The 16881-nt window shown below is 60.1% G+C and carries 17 protein-coding genes; 12 read left to right on the forward strand and 5 right to left on the reverse strand.

The window, feature by feature from the left end; translation table 11 throughout:
* The first annotated feature begins 7 nt into the window (after positions 1-7).
* From argJ to BMY68_RS11485, 3 genes are all read left to right on the forward strand, one after another.
* Positions 8-1225: a bifunctional glutamate N-acetyltransferase/amino-acid acetyltransferase ArgJ gene (argJ, locus tag BMY68_RS11475; protein WP_085532095.1), complete on the forward strand. Its 1218-nt coding sequence runs from the start codon at positions 8-10 to the stop codon at positions 1223-1225.
* A gap of 104 nt (positions 1226-1329) precedes the next feature.
* The gene (locus BMY68_RS11480; protein ID WP_085532093.1) at positions 1330-1962 is read left to right on the forward strand and encodes a glutathione S-transferase; all 633 of its coding nucleotides are present in this window, start codon (positions 1330-1332) and stop codon (positions 1960-1962) included.
* Positions 1959-2897, forward strand: a complete 939-nt coding sequence (locus BMY68_RS11485) for a Nudix family hydrolase (RefSeq protein ID WP_009045296.1) — start codon at positions 1959-1961, stop codon at positions 2895-2897. Before BMY68_RS11480 ends, BMY68_RS11485 begins: the two co-directional genes overlap by 4 nt.
* A 77-nt stretch (positions 2898-2974) precedes the next feature.
* On the opposite strand, the gene BMY68_RS11490 is transcribed toward BMY68_RS11485, so the two are convergent.
* From BMY68_RS11490 to BMY68_RS11500, 3 genes are read right to left on the reverse strand one after another with little or no spacing between them, the layout of a single operon-like run.
* Positions 2975-3553, reverse strand: a complete 579-nt coding sequence (locus BMY68_RS11490) for a cob(I)yrinic acid a,c-diamide adenosyltransferase (RefSeq protein WP_085532091.1) — start codon at positions 3551-3553, stop codon at positions 2975-2977.
* Positions 3554-3555: 2 nt separating this feature from the next.
* Complete coding sequence (locus BMY68_RS11495) at positions 3556-5592, reverse strand: sensor histidine kinase (protein WP_053262397.1); 2037 nt, start codon at positions 5590-5592, stop codon at positions 3556-3558.
* Between the two features lie 45 nt (positions 5593-5637).
* Positions 5638-6555 carry a putative 2-dehydropantoate 2-reductase gene (locus BMY68_RS11500; protein WP_085532089.1) on the reverse strand — a complete coding sequence of 306 codons (918 nt, stop codon included), beginning with the start codon at positions 6553-6555 and terminating at the stop codon, positions 5638-5640.
* Between the two features lie 145 nt (positions 6556-6700).
* Here BMY68_RS11500 and BMY68_RS11505 point away from each other — a divergent pair, with 145 nt between their 5' ends.
* Both BMY68_RS11505 and BMY68_RS11510 read left to right on the forward strand, forming a co-directional pair.
* Positions 6701-7186, forward strand: a complete 486-nt coding sequence (locus BMY68_RS11505) for a YajQ family cyclic di-GMP-binding protein (protein ID WP_007931144.1) — start codon at positions 6701-6703, stop codon at positions 7184-7186.
* Between the two features lie 141 nt (positions 7187-7327).
* Positions 7328-8167 (forward strand): mechanosensitive ion channel family protein, encoded by an 840-nt coding sequence (locus BMY68_RS11510; protein WP_009045294.1) that lies wholly within the window; start codon positions 7328-7330, stop codon positions 8165-8167.
* A 191-nt stretch (positions 8168-8358) separates the two neighbouring features.
* Here the strand turns inward: BMY68_RS11510 and BMY68_RS11515 are convergent, their stop codons facing one another.
* Entirely contained in the window at positions 8359-9705 is a 1347-nt protein-coding gene (locus BMY68_RS11515; protein WP_085532087.1) for an OprD family porin, read from the reverse strand.
* A 923-nt stretch (positions 9706-10628) separates the two neighbouring features.
* On the opposite strand from BMY68_RS11515, the gene BMY68_RS11520 reads away from it, so the two are divergent.
* Positions 10629-11054 (forward strand): HIT domain-containing protein, encoded by a 426-nt coding sequence (locus BMY68_RS11520; RefSeq protein ID WP_085532085.1) that lies wholly within the window; start codon positions 10629-10631, stop codon positions 11052-11054.
* 3 nt (positions 11055-11057) lie between these two features.
* Complete coding sequence (locus BMY68_RS11525; protein ID WP_007931136.1) at positions 11058-11264, forward strand: SlyX family protein; 207 nt, start codon at positions 11058-11060, stop codon at positions 11262-11264.
* A 77-nt stretch (positions 11265-11341) separates the two neighbouring features.
* Here the strand turns inward: BMY68_RS11525 and BMY68_RS30280 are convergent, their stop codons facing one another.
* Positions 11342-11947: a cold-shock protein gene (locus BMY68_RS30280; RefSeq protein ID WP_009045290.1), complete on the reverse strand. Its 606-nt coding sequence runs from the start codon at positions 11945-11947 to the stop codon at positions 11342-11344.
* A 457-nt stretch (positions 11948-12404) separates the two neighbouring features.
* Between BMY68_RS30280 and BMY68_RS11535 the strand changes: the two genes are divergently transcribed.
* The 5 genes from BMY68_RS11535 (at position 12405) to ruvC (ending at position 16779) form a co-directional block, all read left to right on the forward strand.
* Positions 12405-12878 carry a Dps family protein gene (locus tag BMY68_RS11535; RefSeq protein WP_009045289.1) on the forward strand — a complete coding sequence of 158 codons (474 nt, stop codon included), beginning with the start codon at positions 12405-12407 and terminating at the stop codon, positions 12876-12878.
* A gap of 262 nt (positions 12879-13140) precedes the next feature.
* Positions 13141-13362, forward strand: a complete 222-nt coding sequence (locus tag BMY68_RS11540; RefSeq protein WP_007931131.1) for an FmdB family zinc ribbon protein — start codon at positions 13141-13143, stop codon at positions 13360-13362.
* Positions 13363-13458: 96 nt separating this feature from the next.
* Positions 13459-15234, forward strand: coding sequence for an aspartate--tRNA ligase (gene aspS, locus BMY68_RS11545; protein WP_009045288.1), 1776 nt, complete (start codon positions 13459-13461; stop codon positions 15232-15234).
* Between the two features lie 117 nt (positions 15235-15351).
* The gene (locus BMY68_RS11550; protein ID WP_007931120.1) at positions 15352-16098 is read left to right on the forward strand and encodes a YebC/PmpR family DNA-binding transcriptional regulator; all 747 of its coding nucleotides are present in this window, start codon (positions 15352-15354) and stop codon (positions 16096-16098) included.
* A gap of 156 nt (positions 16099-16254) precedes the next feature.
* On the forward strand, positions 16255-16779 hold the full coding sequence (ruvC, locus tag BMY68_RS11555; RefSeq protein WP_007931118.1) for a crossover junction endodeoxyribonuclease RuvC: 525 nt from the start codon (positions 16255-16257) through the stop codon (positions 16777-16779).
* Positions 16780-16881: the final 102 nt, after the last annotated feature.

A 16881-nucleotide genomic window follows, 5' to 3' on the forward strand; every position in this document is an offset into this window, starting at 1 on the left:
CGCATTCATGGCTGTTGGTCTTGGTCCTTTGCCAACGTTGCACCCGGTTGCCGGTTTTGAACTTGGTATCGCTTCGGCGGGCATCAAGCGCCCGGGGCGCAAGGATGTTGTGGTCATGCGCTGTGCCGAGGGCTCTACGGTGGCCGGTGTGTTCACCTTGAACGCGTTCTGCGCCGCTCCGGTGATCCTGGCCAAGCAGCGCGTGCAGGGCCCTGTGCGTTACCTGCTGACCAACACCGGTAACGCCAACGCCGGCACCGGTGAGCCAGGCCTGACCGCCGCGACCCGTACTTGCGCCAAGCTGGCCGAGCTGGCTGGCGTCGATGCCAGCGCCGTACTGCCGTACTCCACCGGGGTCATCGGCGAGCCGCTGCCGGTCGAGAAGATCGAAGGCGCGCTGCAAGCCGCACTGGATGACCTGTCCGTGGACAACTGGGCCGCCGCCGCCACGGGCATCATGACCACCGACACCCTGCCCAAGGGTGCCAGCCGCCAGTTCCAGCACGACGGCGTGACCATCACCGTCACTGGCATCAGCAAGGGCGCAGGCATGATTCGTCCGAACATGGCGACCATGCTCGGCTACATTGCCACCGACGCCAAAGTCTCCCGTGATGTGCTGCAGAACCTGCTGCTGGACGGCGCCAACAAGTCGTTCAACCGCATCACCATCGACGGCGATACCTCCACCAACGACTGCTGTATGCTGATCGCCACCGGCCAGGCAGCCCTGCCGGAAATCACCGAAGCCAGCGGCCCGCTGTTCGCCGCGCTGAAACAGGCAGTGTTCGACGTGTGCATGGAAGTGGCCCAGGCCATCGTGCGTGACGGTGAAGGCGCGACCAAGTTCGTGACGGTCGAAGTCAACGGCGGCGGCAATCACCAGGAGTGCCTGGATGTCGGCTACACCGTGGCCCACTCGCCGCTGATCAAGACTGCGCTGTTCGCTTCCGACCCGAACTGGGGGCGTATCCTGGCCGCTGTCGGTCGTGCCGGCGTGCCGGACCTGGATGTGAGCAAGATCGACGTTTTCCTCGGTGAGGTGTGTATCGCCAGCCGTGGCGCGCGTGCCGCCAGCTACACCGAAGCCCAGGGCGCGGCGGTGATGCAGCAGGAAGAAATCACCATCCGCATCGAGCTGGGACGCGGTGATTGCAGCGAAACCATCTGGACCACCGACCTGTCCCACGAGTACGTGAAAATCAACGCGGAATACCGTACCTGATACACCGCTACTCGCTTCTACATGGACGCGACGCATCACGTGTAGGAGCGAGTCTGCTCGCGATGGAGGCCCCTGGCCTCCATCTCCTCTGAAAGGTGCCCGACATGAATCTTCACCTGATCATCGGCGACAAACTCTATTCCTCCTGGTCGCTGCGCGCTGCCCTGGCGCTTGAGTTGGCCGGCGCGACTTACACCGAAGAACTGATCAAGCTGAACCAGCCCGATACCCGCGAGCTGATTCTCAAGCATTCGCCAACCGGAAAAGTCCCGTTGCTGAAGACCGAGCACGGCACCATTGCCGACTCCCTGGCGATTGCCGAATACCTGGTCGAGCGTTTTCCCGAAGCCGAGCTCTGGCCGCGGGATGTGGCCGCCCGTGCCCAGGCCCGCTCAGCCTGCGCGCAGATGCACAGCGGTTTCTTCGGCCTGCGCGGCAATCTGCCGTTCGACCTGAGCCGCGATGCCGCGCTTTCACCCATGCCGCCCGAGGCCCAGGCTGATATTGAGCGGATGCTGGCGTTATGGGTCGAATGTCGCGCGGCCGCGACCGAGCCAGGGCCTTTCCTGTTTGGCCGGGCCAGCCTGGCGGACGCCTTTTTTGCGCCAATCGCCGTGCGCCTGCGTACCTATCGGGTGGCGCTGCCGGCTGTCGATGCCGCCTATGTTGAAACGATCTATCAATGGCCAGCCTTCAAGGCCTGGCAGAAAGCCGGTTTAGAGGAAGCAGTACGGTGAAACGAGTACATGTGGCGGCGGCCGTTATCCGTGATGCCGACGGCAGGATCCTGATTGCCCGACGTGCCGATACCCAGCATCAGGGCGGCCTCTGGGAGTTTCCCGGCGGCAAGGTCGAAGCGGACGAAGCGGTGGAAGCGGCGTTGACCCGTGAGCTGCAGGAGGAACTGGGCATTCTGGTGTCCCAGGCGCGGCCGTTGATCAAAGTGCAGCACGATTACCCGGACAAGCAGGTGTTGCTGGATGTCTGGGAAGTGTGCGCCTTTACCGGCGAACCCCATGGCGCCGAGGGCCAGCCTTTGGCCTGGGTCACGGCCCGTGAGCTGGAGAACTACGAGTTCCCGGCGGCCAACCAGCCGATCGTGGCGGCGGCGCGCTTGCCGAGCGACTACCTGATCACCCCGGAAGGCCTGGAAACACCGGCGCTGTTACGGGGCATGCAGAAGGCCATTGCCGGTGGCAGCAAGTTGATCCAGCTACGCGCGCCCAACGGCTACGACCCGCAATACCGCGACCTGGCGGTGGATGCGGTCGGCCTGTGTGCGGGCAAGGCGCAATTGATGCTCAAGGGGCCGTTCGAATGGCTGGGGGATTTCCCCTCGGCGGGCTGGCATATCACTGCGGCGCAGCTGCGCAAATACGCCAGCGCCGGACGTCCCTTTGGCAAGGAGCGCTGGCTGGCGGCGTCTTGCCATGACGCTGAAGAGTTGTCCTTGGCGCAGCAGATGGATGTGGACTTCGTGACGCTGTCGCCGGTCCAGCCAACCCAGACCCACCCTGAGGCGCAGCCACTGGGTTGGGAGCAGGCCGCCCGACTGATCAGCGGTTTCAACAAGCCGGTGTACCTGCTGGGCGGCGTCGGTCCGGATCAGCGCGAGCAGGCCTGGCAGGCCGGTGCGCAAGGGGTGGCGGGGATTCGCGCGTTCTGGCCCTGAGGCCATTCACTCGCCAGTTCGCTCCTGCATAAGTTGCAGGAGCGGGCTTGCTCGCGAGCGGCGGAGAAAAACGCCCGCTATTCGGGTTTGGCCGCTGCCTGCCAGAGAATCTCGGCAATCCCCTGGCGCTTGGTAATCAGGCGCGCCGCCACGAACAGCAGGTCGGACAGGCGATTGATGTAGGCCAGGCCGACCCCCTCCAGCGGTTCCACGGCATTCAGGTGCTGGCAGCGTCGCTCGGCACTGCGCGCCAGGCTGCGACAGACATGGGCTTGGGCAATCAAGGCCGAACCGCCCGGCAGAATGAAGTTCTCCAGCGGCCCCAACTCTTCGTTCCAGATATCGATGGCCGCTTCCAGGCGTTCGACTTCCGCGGTATTGAGTGCCTGATACACCGGCATGGCCAACTCGCCGCCCAGGTCGAAGAGGCGGTGCTGGCAAGGCGCCAGGACGTCGATCAGCTCTTGCAAGCCGGGATGTTCTAGACGCTGTTCCGCCAGCCCGGCCAAGAGCAGCCCCAGCTGGCTATTCAGCGTATCGACTTCGCCGATGGCCTCGACCCGCGGATGGTCCTTGGGAACCCGGCGCCCGTCACCCAGCCCGGTTTCGCCTTTGTCGCCGGTGCGGGTGTAAATCTTCGACAAGCGAAAGCCCATGCTTACCTCTCCAGTGGGGGATGTTCCAGTGGTGGCGGCTGACTGCCCGCCAATGGCAAACGCAAGGTGAAGCAAGTGCCCTGGCCCTGCGTCGACTGCACTTCCATCTGGCCTTTGTGGTTGTTGGTGATGATGAAGTAAGACACCGAAAGCCCAAGGCCGGTGCCCTGGCCGATTTCCTTGGTGGTGAAGAACGGTTCGAAGGTGCGTTTGCGCACGTTTTCGCTCATGCCGATGCCGTTGTCCTCGACCTGGATTTCCGCCCAGGGCGGGTTCAGCCGGGTGCGCAGGATGATGCGCCCGGGTTCGCTGTCGTCTACCCGCTGGTGAATGGCCTGGGCGGCGTTTTTCAGCAGGTTGAGCAGGACCTGCTCCAGTTCGTTGGCGGTGCCGGGCACCGGCCCCAGTTGCGGGTCGAACTGGCGGATGATGGCCTGGCCCTTGAAGTCGAAGCCTATGGCCAGGTCGAAGTCGTTGCCGGCAATCTCCACGGCCTGGTCGATCAATGCCGGCAGGTCGCAGGGCGCCATCTGCCGGTTGCTGCGCCGGCTGAAACTGAGCATATGGGTCACGATCTTCGCCGCCCGGGCGCCAGCCTGCTGAATGCCATCGAGCAGTTGCGGCACTTCGCGGCTCTGCAGGTAACGGTTGACGGTTTCCAGCTCGATGCCGATCTGCTCGGCATGTTCCTGATTCTTCGGCAGCTCGGGGGACAGGCGCCGACGAATGTTCTGCACGTTGTGCAGGATGGCCCCCAGCGGGTTGTTGATTTCGTGAGCCATGCCGGCGGCCAGGCCACCCACGGAGAGCATTTTTTCCGACTGCACCATCATTTCTTCCAGGGACAGGCGCTGGGTGATGTCGTCGATCCGGATCACCACGCCGCGCCCGGCACCGCCCATCAGCGGGTAGAAGGTCAGGGCGTAATGCCGGGCTTCGTCGTCCTTGACCCAGGTGACCCGCTCGACCTTGGTGACCGTATGTTGCTCCACGGTTTCCTTGAGTTGCGGCAGGAACGGCTTGAGCGGTTCGAAGGCGAGGAAGATCGGCTGATTCAGCGCTTCGTCCAGGCGGGTACCGGAGAGGGCGCTGGCCTCCTGGTTCCATTGGGTGACATAGAGCTGCTCGTCCAGGGCGATCAGGGCCGAGGGCATCGAGTCGATGATGCTGTTGAGGTAGTTCTGAAAGCCGGTGAGTTTCTTTTCGATCTTGCTGCGCACCTGGACTTCCAGCTCCAGCTTGCGGTTGGTGTGACGGGTTTCCTCGGCCAGCCCCTGGGCCTGGTCATAGGCCGCCTGGGAGTCGTCGCGGGCCCGCTTGAGTTGCTGTTCTCGCGCTTCGATGCGCGACAGCATGGTGTTGAAGGCCTCGGCCAGGCTGCCGATTTCATCGTGGTTGCCACGGGCGGCGCGCAGGGAATAGTTTTCCTCGCGTGTCACCTGCCGGGACAGTTCTTCCAGCTGATGGATGGGTTGGGTGATCAGCCGTTTGATCTGTCGGGCAATGATCAGCCACAGCAGCACGCTGAAGATCAGGATGCCCAGGCTCGCGGTCAGGGTGCCGGTGTAGAAGGCCATCGGCAGCTCACTGCTGGCCACCAGCAACAGGTGGCCGGGGGGCTGGCCGGCGCGGGGCAGGGTGATGATCTGGTTGCTGCGAAATTCGGTCAGTTGCCAGGCTTCGATATGCCGATAGCGTTCCGGCAGGTTCAGGCGTTCGCCATGTTGCAACTGGGCCAGGCGCGTGCCCTTGCCGTCATAGATCGCTGCGGCGCGCAGGGGAGAGTAGCTGTTGAGTTCGTTGAGCAGCTTCTCGGCATTTTGTGGCGAGTCCAGCGCCTGTGCGGCCAGGGTCGGGTTGGATACCAGTCGGCCGATGGTCTGCAAGGCTTGCGGCGCCATGCTTTCCTGAGAGATCCAGTAGGCGGCGCTGATAAAGGTCAGGTTGGCGACCAGCAGTACGGTAATCAGCAGGACGAGCAAGGCGGCCAGCAGTTTTTGGCCGACCGGCAGGTTTTCAAGGCGCTGGCGCAATGGCATCGGGGACGTCGCTAGAGAGGAACACGTGGGCAGCGTAGCCGCTGCTCAGTCGCTGGGCAATCCGCGCTGTTGCAGGTGTTCCACCAATAGCCGGCGCAGGCGGCTGAGGTTGGGCAGGTGCAACTGGTGCCTGGCGGCAACGTCGCAGGCATGCCCCAATAAATAGCTGATTTCGGTCCTGCGCCGACTGGCAACGTCCTGGTACATGGAGGAGTAGTTGGCGGCGGTCGCCTGGATCACCCGCTCCACTTCCTGCTGCAGGTTCTCGGCCGCGGCGGGCTGGCCGCAACGTTCCAGCAGTTCGCGCAGCTCGACGCACAGCATCGCCACTTCGCAATGGTGCTGCAGCAGGCCGCCGTTGCGGCAGTCGTGCAGGACCGTCAGGGGGTTGATCGCGCAGTTGAGCGCCAGCTTGCGCCAGAGGCGGGTCAGGATATCCGCGCTCCATTCATGGGGGATGCCGCTGGCGCTCAGGTCGTCGAGCCAGAAGGGCGCGGTAGGGTGGCTGGCGTCCCCCAGCCAGGTGTAGCCATGGCCGGCGAACACCACGCGCCAGTCGCCATCGCGAAAGGCGCCTTCGGTACTCGAGGCATAAATGCAGCGGGCCTGCGGCACCTGGGCGGCCACGGCGTCCTGGCTGCCCAGGCCGTTCTGCAGCAGGACCAGTTCGGCATCCGGCGTCAGGCGCGAGACCAGCTGGCTGACGGCTTGTTGCGCGTCATAGGCCTTGCAGGCCACCAGCAGGCGAGTGATGGGCTCAGGCCTGTCGACCGTCTCGCCGGGAATGGCATGAAAACTGGCCTGCCCTTGTTCCACCAGCGTCAGCCCACCCGCGGCCTGGTAGGCCTGCAGGCGGGACTGATCGCGCAGGATCAGGCGTACCGGCAAGCCGGCCCGGGCCAGGCGTGTCGCCCACAGGGTGCCGAGGCTGCCCGCGCCCAGAATGTGCCAGGTAGTCGACATTAGCGTGGTGCTCGGTTTGGCAGGCGCATGCGAGGCTCGCAGTGAAGGAGGGGAAAGACCCGTTATAATGAGCCCGGATTTTAACCGCAAACCGGGCGTGCTCCATCTTTATCGAGCTGCGCCCCTTTTTTATTGGAGAAATGACATGCCGTCGTTCGACGTGGTATCCGAACTGGACAAACACGAAGTCACCAACGCAGTGGAAAACGCCGTCAAGGAGCTGGACCGCCGCTATGACTTGAAGGGCAAGGGCAGCTTCGAGTTCAAGGAAAAGGAACTCACCGTCAACCTGACCGCTGAAGCCGAATTCCAGCTGGAAGCGATGATCGAGATCCTCAAGCTGGCCCTGGTCAAGCGCAAGATCGATGTGCAGTGCCTTGAGGTCAAGGACGCTTACGCTTCGGGCAAGGTGATGAAGCAGGAAGCCACCCTCAAGGAAGGCATCGACAAAGAGCTGGCGAAAAAAATCGTTGCCCACATCAAGGACGCCAAGCTGAAGGTCCAGGCTGCGATCCAGGGCGAGCAGGTACGGGTGACCGGCAAGAAGCGCGACGATCTGCAGGAAGCCATCGCCGCCCTGCGGGCGAAAGAGTTCGGCATGCCGCTGCAGTTCAACAACTTCCGCGACTGATGGGTTTTTTCGGGAACCTCGCGAGTTTATTGGCGTCCGAGGCCCGAGTAGTGGGCAGAAACGATTAAGCCTTTATAAAGAAAGCTACTCGTTCTGCCCTTGTTTTTTGTGTGCCCGGCAGCCGGGAATCAGGAGAGATAGATGGATTTGAATGCTGAAGTGGACAACCTGGTCAAGGCTTCCCAAGCCTGGATTCCGATGATCATGGAATACGGCAGTCGGGTACTGCTGGCCGTCATCACGCTGGCCATCGGCTGGTGGCTGATCAACAGTCTGACGCAAAAAGTCGGCAAGCTGCTGGCGCTGCGTAATGCCGACCAGGCCCTGCAGGGTTTTATCAGCAGCCTGGCGAACGTCATTCTCAAGGTGCTGCTGGTTGTCAGCGTGGCCTCGATGATCGGTGTCGAAACCACTTCGTTCGTTGCCGCGATCGGTGCGGCGGGCCTGGCCATCGGCCTGGCCTTGCAAGGCAGCCTGGCCAACTTCGCCGGTGGCGTGCTGATCCTGCTGTTCCGTCCTTTCCGCATCGGCGACGTGATCGAAGCCCAAGGCATCAGCGGCACGGTCGACAGCATCCAGATCTTCCATACGGTGCTGCGTACCGGTGACAACAAGACCGTCATCGTGCCTAACGGCAACCTGTCCAACGGCATCATCACCAACCACAACCGCCAGCTGACCCGCAAAGTGATCTTCGATGTCGGCGTGAACTACGAGGCTGACCTGCAAAAGGCCCGTGAGGTCCTGCTGGACCTGGCCAAGGACGAGCGCGTGCTGGCCGATCCGGAGCCGGTGGCGGTGGTTTCCATGCTGGGTGACAGCGCCATTACCCTTTCCTTGCGAGTCTGGGTGAAGACCGCGGACTACTGGGACGTAATGTTCCGCTTCAACGAGTTGTCCCGTGATCGCTTGAAGGAAGCGGGTATTGATATCCCCTTTCCACAGCGCGTGATTCGTGTGGTTCAGGAAGCGGCTGTTTGAGTCAGTAACGAGGATAGGGATTAAAAGTCTGATCGAGTGGTCAGGCTTTTAACGCGGTACTCGCTGGAGAATGTTTGAAACATGGTTGTAACAATAGACTGTCGATAACCGAAGATTCAGCGAGTTGCCAGCCCCAATAAAAAGGCCCATCGAATGATGGGCCTTTTTTATTACTCGCTAAGTAACCGCTATTACAAGATCGACAGTGGGTAGTCGACGATCAGGCGGAACTCGGAGATATCGCCTTCGGCCTGATCTGCGTTAGCAGTGTGCCAGGCTTGACGAGCGCGGAACGACAGGTCTTTGGCTGGGCCAGTCTGGATGACGTATTTGGCTTCCAGGTTGGTTTCGTGGTGTTTGCCATCTTCACCGTAACCGTAGTTGCGGTATGGGCTGTCAATGTCCATCTTGGTGCCGTCGATGTCCCAGCCTTTTACGTAGCGGGCCATGAAGCTCAGGCCTGGAACGCCGTATTCAGCCATCTTCAGGTCATAACGAGCCTGTACCGATTTCTCGCCTGGGCCGTTGAAGTCGGAGTACTGGATGGAGTTGGCCAGGAAGATCGAGTCGCCGCCGCGGTTGTTGTCACCCACACCGATATAGTCGAACGGAGTGTCACCGTTGACCTTCTGGAAGCCCAGGGTAAGGGTGTGCGCCTTCAGGAACGAGTAGGCCGCTGCCAGCGAGTAGGTGGTATTGCTGATATCACCAGCTTTGGCTTTGCCAGTATCGGTAGTGCGGTAGATGTTACCGTCCAGGTTGATCGACTGGTCGCCGCCCAGTGGAATGGTGTAGTTCAGGTTGGCGTAGTACTGGTTCCAGACGTCTTCCAGTTTGCCGCCATAGAGGGAAGCACTCAGTTCAGGAGTGATCGCATACTTGCCGCCGATATAATCCATGCTGTTGGAGGTGACAGCAAGTGCGTCAGAACTGGCGTAAGTAGCATGCAACTCACCGTCGCGGTTCATTTCGTCCTGGCTGGAAGCCGAGTAGAAATGACCAGCCTCGAGATCGAGACCTTCGAGTTCGCTGCTCTGCAGTTGGATACCGCTCGCAGTTTGAGGCAGCAGACGAGAGCCGCCTACGGCGAACACTGGGCTGGTGGAAGGCTGCATGTCGCCGATTTTCAGCTCGGTCTTGGAGATGCGGAACTTCGCTGCCGCACCGGCTTTACCGAAACTGTCGTGGTTATGACCTTCACTGTCGGTGCTCAGGTTGCCCGAACCGGAATAACGGTCTTCACCGTCCAGTTTGATACCCAGGTAACCGAAAGCGTCAACGCCTACCCCAACAGTGCCTTGGGTATAGCCAGACTTGAAGACGCCATGGAAACCTTGGGTCCAGTCTTTGTCGTCACGGTTGTGGAAGCCGGTCTTGTTACGGTTGTAGTAGTAGTTGCGAAGCAGCAGGTCGAGCTTGCTGTCTTCAACGAAACCTTTAGCGTCGGCCTGGTTGCCAACAAAAGGTTCGGCCATAGCCACTTGCGTACCGGCTGCAGCTACTGCCAGTGCGATCATGCTCCACTTCATCACGCGCATCGTGATTTGCTCCTTTGGTTTTTAGAAGAGTACTGCCGTCCCACCTGTTTTATTATCTGGGCGGCTCTTTCTTTTTGTGTCGGCGCAAACTTATATCACGCCGACAATGTTGGCGATACTTGCGTATCAGTCCTTTCAGCTTCTTTACGACCCTGTCGCAAAATGCTCGATCAATGTCGCAAATCCGCAGTCCGCATATATCCGGACTGACAACTTCAGCGCTGTTTTCGAAGGCTTGAACCTGGAACAAAAAGAACTTTGGTCAAGCAGTCAAATCTCCATGGGGCAGCCTTGCCACTATTGTTATTAGTCATAGGGGAAGCCTTTTTCCGATGGCTCCTCCTGGGACAATGTGGGGGTGAATGCAACAAGCGTGCACAAAACGCAAAGGCACCGAGTTTTTTTCGGTGATAGCCTTTCTGGCTGTAAAAACCGCATAAATCAGTGGTTTTAAGGTCGTTTTGTTTGGGCTTGACGTTCCCTGTCCTCCTGGTGTTGATCCCTGAAAAAAACGCATGACATTCCAAAACGTTACCGGTTCACCCTGCTGAGTGAGTAGATGGCGGATGGTTAACGCACTGAGCGTAGACGCACTGTGAGGTTTTGGTGCAAAAGTTTCTTGATGCAGCTCAATCATCATCCGGCGTCGGGCACTGGAAGAATGCGCAGGGAAGGGCCTCTTTCGCGGTTTTCTCCTTGTTTTTTATGAGCTTCGTTCTGTCATGGTGCAGCCCGCTGGAAAATGTTCCAGTCCGGGGCGCTCTGACGCGTGGCATCGAGGATGAGTGTTGAGGCGGGATCTGCGCAGCAGAGCGATGAACGCAAGAGCTTTCGCAGGTATGCTGCCGTTCTGTCGCTTGGCGGGCAGCCGGTCATGGCGTTCGCTAAGCTGAAACTTGATGAGCTGAGCGGGAGTACGCGCGGTGTTCGCTTTAGATCCACGACTTCAACAAGACACACTGCCCATTGGGGATTTCTCCCTTTGTCGGCTGCTGTTGTCCAACGATTCCAATTACCCGTGGTTCATCCTGGTACCGCGCCGGGAAGATATCAGTGAGTTGTTTCAATTGGATGACGCGGACCAGCAGCAACTATGGCGAGAAACCACGGCGCTGGCGGAGTTGCTTAAAGACTCGTTCGATGCGGACAAGTTGAATGTGGCGACTCTGGGTAATGTCGTCAGCCAGTTGCACATGCACGTTATCGTTCGCAAGCGCGACGATGCGGCCTGGCCTGCTCCGGTATGGGGCAAGCTGCCTGCCAAGCCCTACGACGCCGAACAGGTGGCTGCGATTCGTGAGCGGTTACGACTGGTCCTGACCGATGATTTCAAGTTTCTGGAGGGCTGAGTCATGAACCTGGAAGAGCGGGTAACCGATCTGGAAAGCCGATTGGCTTTTCAGGATGACACCATTCAAGCCCTGAACGACGTGCTGGTAGGGCAGCAGCGGGTGGTCGAACGTCTGCAATTGCAAATGGCCGCCTTGCTCAAACGACAAGAGGAAATGGTGGGGCAGTTCGAATCATTCGAAGAAGAGGCTCCGCCGCCACATTACTGAGCATCGGACGACCGGACGTTCAGGCAATAAAAAACCGCGAGCAACATGGCTGCGTCGCGGTTTTTTTTGGGCGTGAATCAGCGCCGCGGCAATGCCGCAATCACGTCTTCGGCTTGCAGGCCCTTGTCACGATTCATGACGGAGAACTCCACGCGCTGGCCTTCCACCAGGACGCGGTGACCTTCGCCACGGATGGCGCGGAAGTGCACGAAGATATCATCGCCGGAGTCGCGAGAGATGAAGCCGAAACCCTTCGAAGTGTTGAACCACTTGACGGTGCCGGTATCGCGATTGCTCATGTCGTAGGTTTGCGACGTATTGGTCGAGGGGGACGATTTATAGAAGCTGACGGCCAGGTGCAGAAGAACGGCGATCGCCGCGGTCAGCAGGCTGAACAGCACAGCCGGTTGACCTGCGATAACCGGCATTGGTGCCAGCAGGGTCAAGGTCTGCAAGACCACCGCCAGCACCAGGAGCGCGCTGACCAGGTTTTGCAGTTGGTGACGCGGGCCTTTGTTCCAGTAGGGGATAACCGGAGCCAGTGTCAGGTTGAGCAGGCCGAAAAAGGCCAGGTAAAGAGCATCGGGTTGTTGCAGGAAGGGAACGGCTTCGGATCGCAGGCTAGGGATAAAGGACAGCAGCAAGGCTGCTGCGCCCGTTAGCAGGTGGACGATTTTCAACATTTTAATGAACTCACGTTAAGACGGATCACAAGGAAGAGCTGAGCGTGCACGGTTCGCTTCTGAACAATGGGAGGCGGTGAGCACGTGCGCGGGATCAGCCTATGCGCTGAGGCCGAGAAATAGGCAACAACGACACGGCCTCTATTTAACAGCAAAGCCCAGGCCTTCTCAAATCAGGCGCTGTGGCCGGGAGGAGGGAGAAAACCCTGGTTGTCCTGAGGGAATACCGGACTATCGGGCAAAGCCTTGTTCTAGAGAGCCAGCGCCCAAAAAAGTGGAACGGCGGCTTTCCAGGCGGGTCACAACCGGCGTGGACCTTCTTGCAGGTACTGGCCGCCCGCTTGGTGGGCAATTTGTCGCAGTGCCTCGGGCAATCCCGGGCTGCGGGTGCAGGGCAGTCTTGCTAGAGTGGTCCGGTACCTGACCTGTTGAATTCAATGTACTAACGGAGATAGACATGGCAATCGATATCGGTATCAGCGCAGAAGATCGCAAATCCATCGTGGAGGGGCTCTCTCGCCTGCTTTCAGATACTTATGTGCTTTATCTGAAGACTCATAATTTCCACTGGAACGTCACGGGGCCGCAGTTCCGCACGCTGCATCTGATGTTCGAGGAGCAGTACAACGAACTGGCGCTGGCGGTGGACCTGATTGCCGAGCGTATCCGCGCCTTGGGGTTCCCGGCGCCAGGTGCCTATTCCATCTACGCGCGTCTTTCTTCGATCAAGGAAGAAGAGGGTGTGCCAAGCGCCGATGAGATGATCAAACAGCTGGTGGCGGGGCAGGAAGCTGTGACTCGCACTGCCCGTGGCATTTTCCCGATCATCGACAAGGTCAGCGACGAACCCACCGCAGACTTGCTGACCCAGCGGATGCAGGTGCATGAGAAAACCGCGTGGATGCTGCGCTCGCTGTTGAGTGAGCAATAGTCCCGCAGACCGAATGGCGCCGTTATCGGCGCCATTTGCCTTTATGGGGCGTGACTTGTCGTCCGATCATGGCTGTTCGTCCTCAGGCCCGATGAGTGGGGTATGGCAGCGGAGCGCTGGCTTTGTTTCGGCGGGCGGTGGTCTATCGGCGCCGTCATACGGCTGCACAGGGCCGATTTAATGGATATAATCCCGCCCTTTGCTATATAACCCGGGCCTCGGCACGGGTTAAGCCTGACGTTAAGTACGCCGAGACGCTCTCATGCCCATGTACGACTACCAATGTGCTTCCTGTGGTCATCAGCTGGAAGCCATTCAAAAGATCAGCGCGCCTGCGTTGGTCGATTGCCCTGCCTGCCAGGCGCCCGAGCTGAAAAAAATGCTGTCCATGCCAGGTTTCCGCCTCAGCGGTTCGGGCTGGTATGAGACCGACTTCAAAACCGGCGCCAAGAAGAACCTGGCCGGTGGCGACAAAGCTGATTAAGTTGAACGACACGCGCGAGCTCTTGCATTATCCGGTACCCCGAGGTGCGCAAGGCCTCCCATCGAATTTCGAATTACGAGAAGTGAAACCACTACCATGATGCGCAGCCATTATTGCGGCCAACTGAACGAAAGCCTGGAAGGTCAGGAAGTTACCCTTTGCGGATGGGTCCACCGTCGTCGCGACCATGGCGGGGTGATCTTCCTCGATATCCGTGATCGTGAAGGTCTGGCCCAGGTAGTGTTCGACCCGGACCGCGCTGAAACCTTCGCCGCCGCCGACCGCGTGCGCAGCGAATACGTGGTCAAGATCACCGGCAAGGTGCGCCTGCGTCCGGCCGGTGCCGGCAACGCCAACATGGCTTCGGGCATGATCGAAGTCCTGGGCTACGAGCTGGAAGTGCTGAACGAAGCGGAAACCCCGCCGTTCCCGCTCAACGAATACTCCGACGTGGGCGAAGAAACCCGCCTGCGCTATCGCTTCATCGACCTGCGCCGTCCGGAAATGGCCGAGAAGCTGCGTCTGCGCTCGCGCATGACCACCAGCATCCGTCGCTACCTGGACGAGAACGGTTTCCTCGATGTCGAAACCCCGATCCTGACCCGTGCCACCCCTGAAGGCGCGCGTGACTATCTGGTGCCGAGCCGTACCCACGCCGGCAGCTTCTTCGCCCTGCCGCAGTCGCCCCAGCTGTTCAAGCAGCTGCTGATGGTCGCCGGCTTCGACCGCTACTACCAGATTGCCAAATGCTTCCGCGACGAAGACCTGCGTGCCGACCGTCAGCCTGAGTTCACTCAGATCGACATCGAAACCAGCTTCCTCGATGAAAAAGACATCATGGGCCTGACCGAAGGCATGATCCGCAACCTGTTCAAGGAAGTGCTGGATCTGGAATTCGGCGAATTCCCCCACATGACCTTTGAAGAAGCCATGCGTCGCTACGGTTCCGACAAGCCGGACCTGCGTAACCCGCTGGAACTGGTGGACGTTGCCGACCAGCTCAAGGAAGTGGAATTCAAGGTGTTCAGCGGTCCGGCCAACGATCCGAAATGCCGTATCGCCGCGTTGCGCGTTCCTGGCGGGGCGAGCATGCCGCGCAAGCAGATCGACGATTACACCAAGTTCGTCGGCATCTACGGTGCCAAGGGCCTGGCGTACATCAAGGTCAACGAACGCGCCAATGGCGTTGACGGTCTGCAGTCGCCAATCGTCAAGAACATCCCGGAAGCCAACCTGAATGTGATCCTCGATCGCGTGGGTGCGGTCGACGGCGACATCGTGTTCTTCGGCGCCGACAAGGCCAAGATCGTCAGCGAGGCCCTGGGCGCGCTGCGGATCAAGCTCGGTCACGACCTGAACCTGCTGACCTGCGAATGGGCGCCGATGTGGGTTGTCGATTTCCCGATGTTCGAAGAGAACGACGACGGCAGCTTCACCGCCTTGCACCACCCGTTCACCGCGCCGAAATGCTCGCCGGAAGAACTGGAAGCCAACCCGGCGACCGCGCTGTCCCGTGCCTACGACATGGTGCTCAACGGCACCGAGCTGGGTGGCGGTTCGATCCGTATCCACCGCAAGGAAATGCAACAGGCGGTCTTCCGTCTGCTGGGCATCGATGAAGCGGAACAGGAAGAGAAGTTCGGCTTCCTGCTGGACGCCCTGAAGTACGGCGCGCCGCCGCACGGTGGCCTGGCGTTCGGCCTGGATCGCCTGGTGATGCTGATGACCGGCGCCCAGTCGATCCGTGAAGTGATCGCCTTCCCGAAAACCCAGAGCGCCGCTTGCGTGATGACCCAGGCTCCTGGCCTGGTCGACGCCAAGGCGCTGCGCGAACTGCACATCCGTTTGCGCGAACAGCCAAAGGCTGAGTAAGGCCGACCTGAAGGCGCATCTTCGGATGCGCCTTTTTCTATTGGGTCGAGATATTTGTTGCCCGCCCGCTGTTACAGGCGTTGCGGGCAATGTTTCAAAGAGAATTTGGAGCGCGTTATGGCAGGTCATTCCAAGTGGGCGAACATCAAGCACCGCAAAGAGCGTCAGGATGCCAAGAGAGGCAAGATCTTCACCAAGTGGATCCGTGAGCTGACGGTCGCCGCTCGTCAGGGCGGTGGCGAGCCGGGTTCCAACCCGCGTCTGCGCCTGGCCCTGGACAAGGCCCTGGGCGCCAACATGAGCCGCGACATCATCGATCGCGCCATCGCCCGTGGTGCGGGTGCGACCGAGGCCGACAATGTCGAAGAGCTGACCTATGAGGGTTATGGCCCGGGCGGCGTGGCGGTGATGGTCGAATGCATGACCGACAACCGCAACCGTACCGCCGCGGCCGTGCGCCATGCGTTCAGTAAATGTGGCGGCAATCTTGGTACTGACGGTTCGGTGGCGTATCTGTTCGAACGTAAGGGGCAGATCAGCTTCGCGCCGGGCGTCGATGAGGACGCACTGACCGATGCGGCGCTGGAAGCCGACGCTGATGACGTGGTCGTTCACGAAGATGGCTCGATCGATGTGTTTACCTCGTTCACTGGCTTCTATGCGGTACGCAACGCGCTCGAAGAGGCCGGTTTCAAGGGCGATGACGCGGAAATCGTCATGCAGCCGACCACCAGTGCCGAGCTGGATCTGGAAGGCGCCGAGAAGATCCTCAAGCTGATCGACATGCTCGAAGATCTGGACGATGTGCAGAACGTCTACTCCAACGCGGATATTCCCCAGTCGGTTGCCGAGCAACTCGGCTGATAGCGCGATAAAAGATCGCAGCCTTCGGCGGTTTCCCCCCTTTACACACAGGGTTACGCTGTACCTGTAGGGGAGCTGTCGAAGGCTGCGATTTTTTGTTTTTCCGGCTTCTCCCGGCGTTACCTTAGGCAACCGAACTTTCTCTTTGCAGGCGTTATGACTCTTATTCTTGGTATCGACCCGGGTTCGCGCATCACCGGTTACGGCGTGGTACGTGATACCGGGCGTGGCTGCGTGTACGTGGCCTCGGGCTGTATTCGCACGGGCGCCGGCGAGCTGCATGAGCGGCTGCAAATCGTCTATCGCGGGGTTCGCGAGGTCATTCAGACCTACGGTCCGGTGACCATGGGCATTGAAAAGGTGTTCATGGCGCGTAATGCCGATTCGGCCTTGAAACTGGGTCAGGCCCGTGGCGCGGCGATCGTAGCGGGAGCCGAGGAGAGCCTGGAAATCGCCGAATACACCGCCACTCAGGTCAAGCAGGCCGTGGCGGGCACCGGTGGGGCCAACAAGGAACAGGTGCAAATGATGGTCATGCACTTGCTCAAATTGACCAGCAAGCCGCAGATCGACGCCTCGGACGCCCTGGCGATTGCCATCTGTCATGCCCACACCCGTTCCAGTCTGCTGCCCCACGGCCTGGGTACCGCACGCAGTCGTGGCGGTCGCCTGCGTCTCTGATAGCATCTGCGCAAACATTTGATGAGTGGAGTGTCCCGCGCCTGTCTGCCCGGCCCGGATCTTCGCTCTATGACTCGCCGGCCCCTGTTCTGGCCTGAGCTA

Source organism: Pseudomonas sp. NFACC41-3 (genome assembly GCF_900109505.1).
In the GTDB taxonomy this organism is placed as follows: Bacteria; Pseudomonadota; Gammaproteobacteria; order Pseudomonadales; family Pseudomonadaceae; genus Aquipseudomonas; species Aquipseudomonas chlororaphis.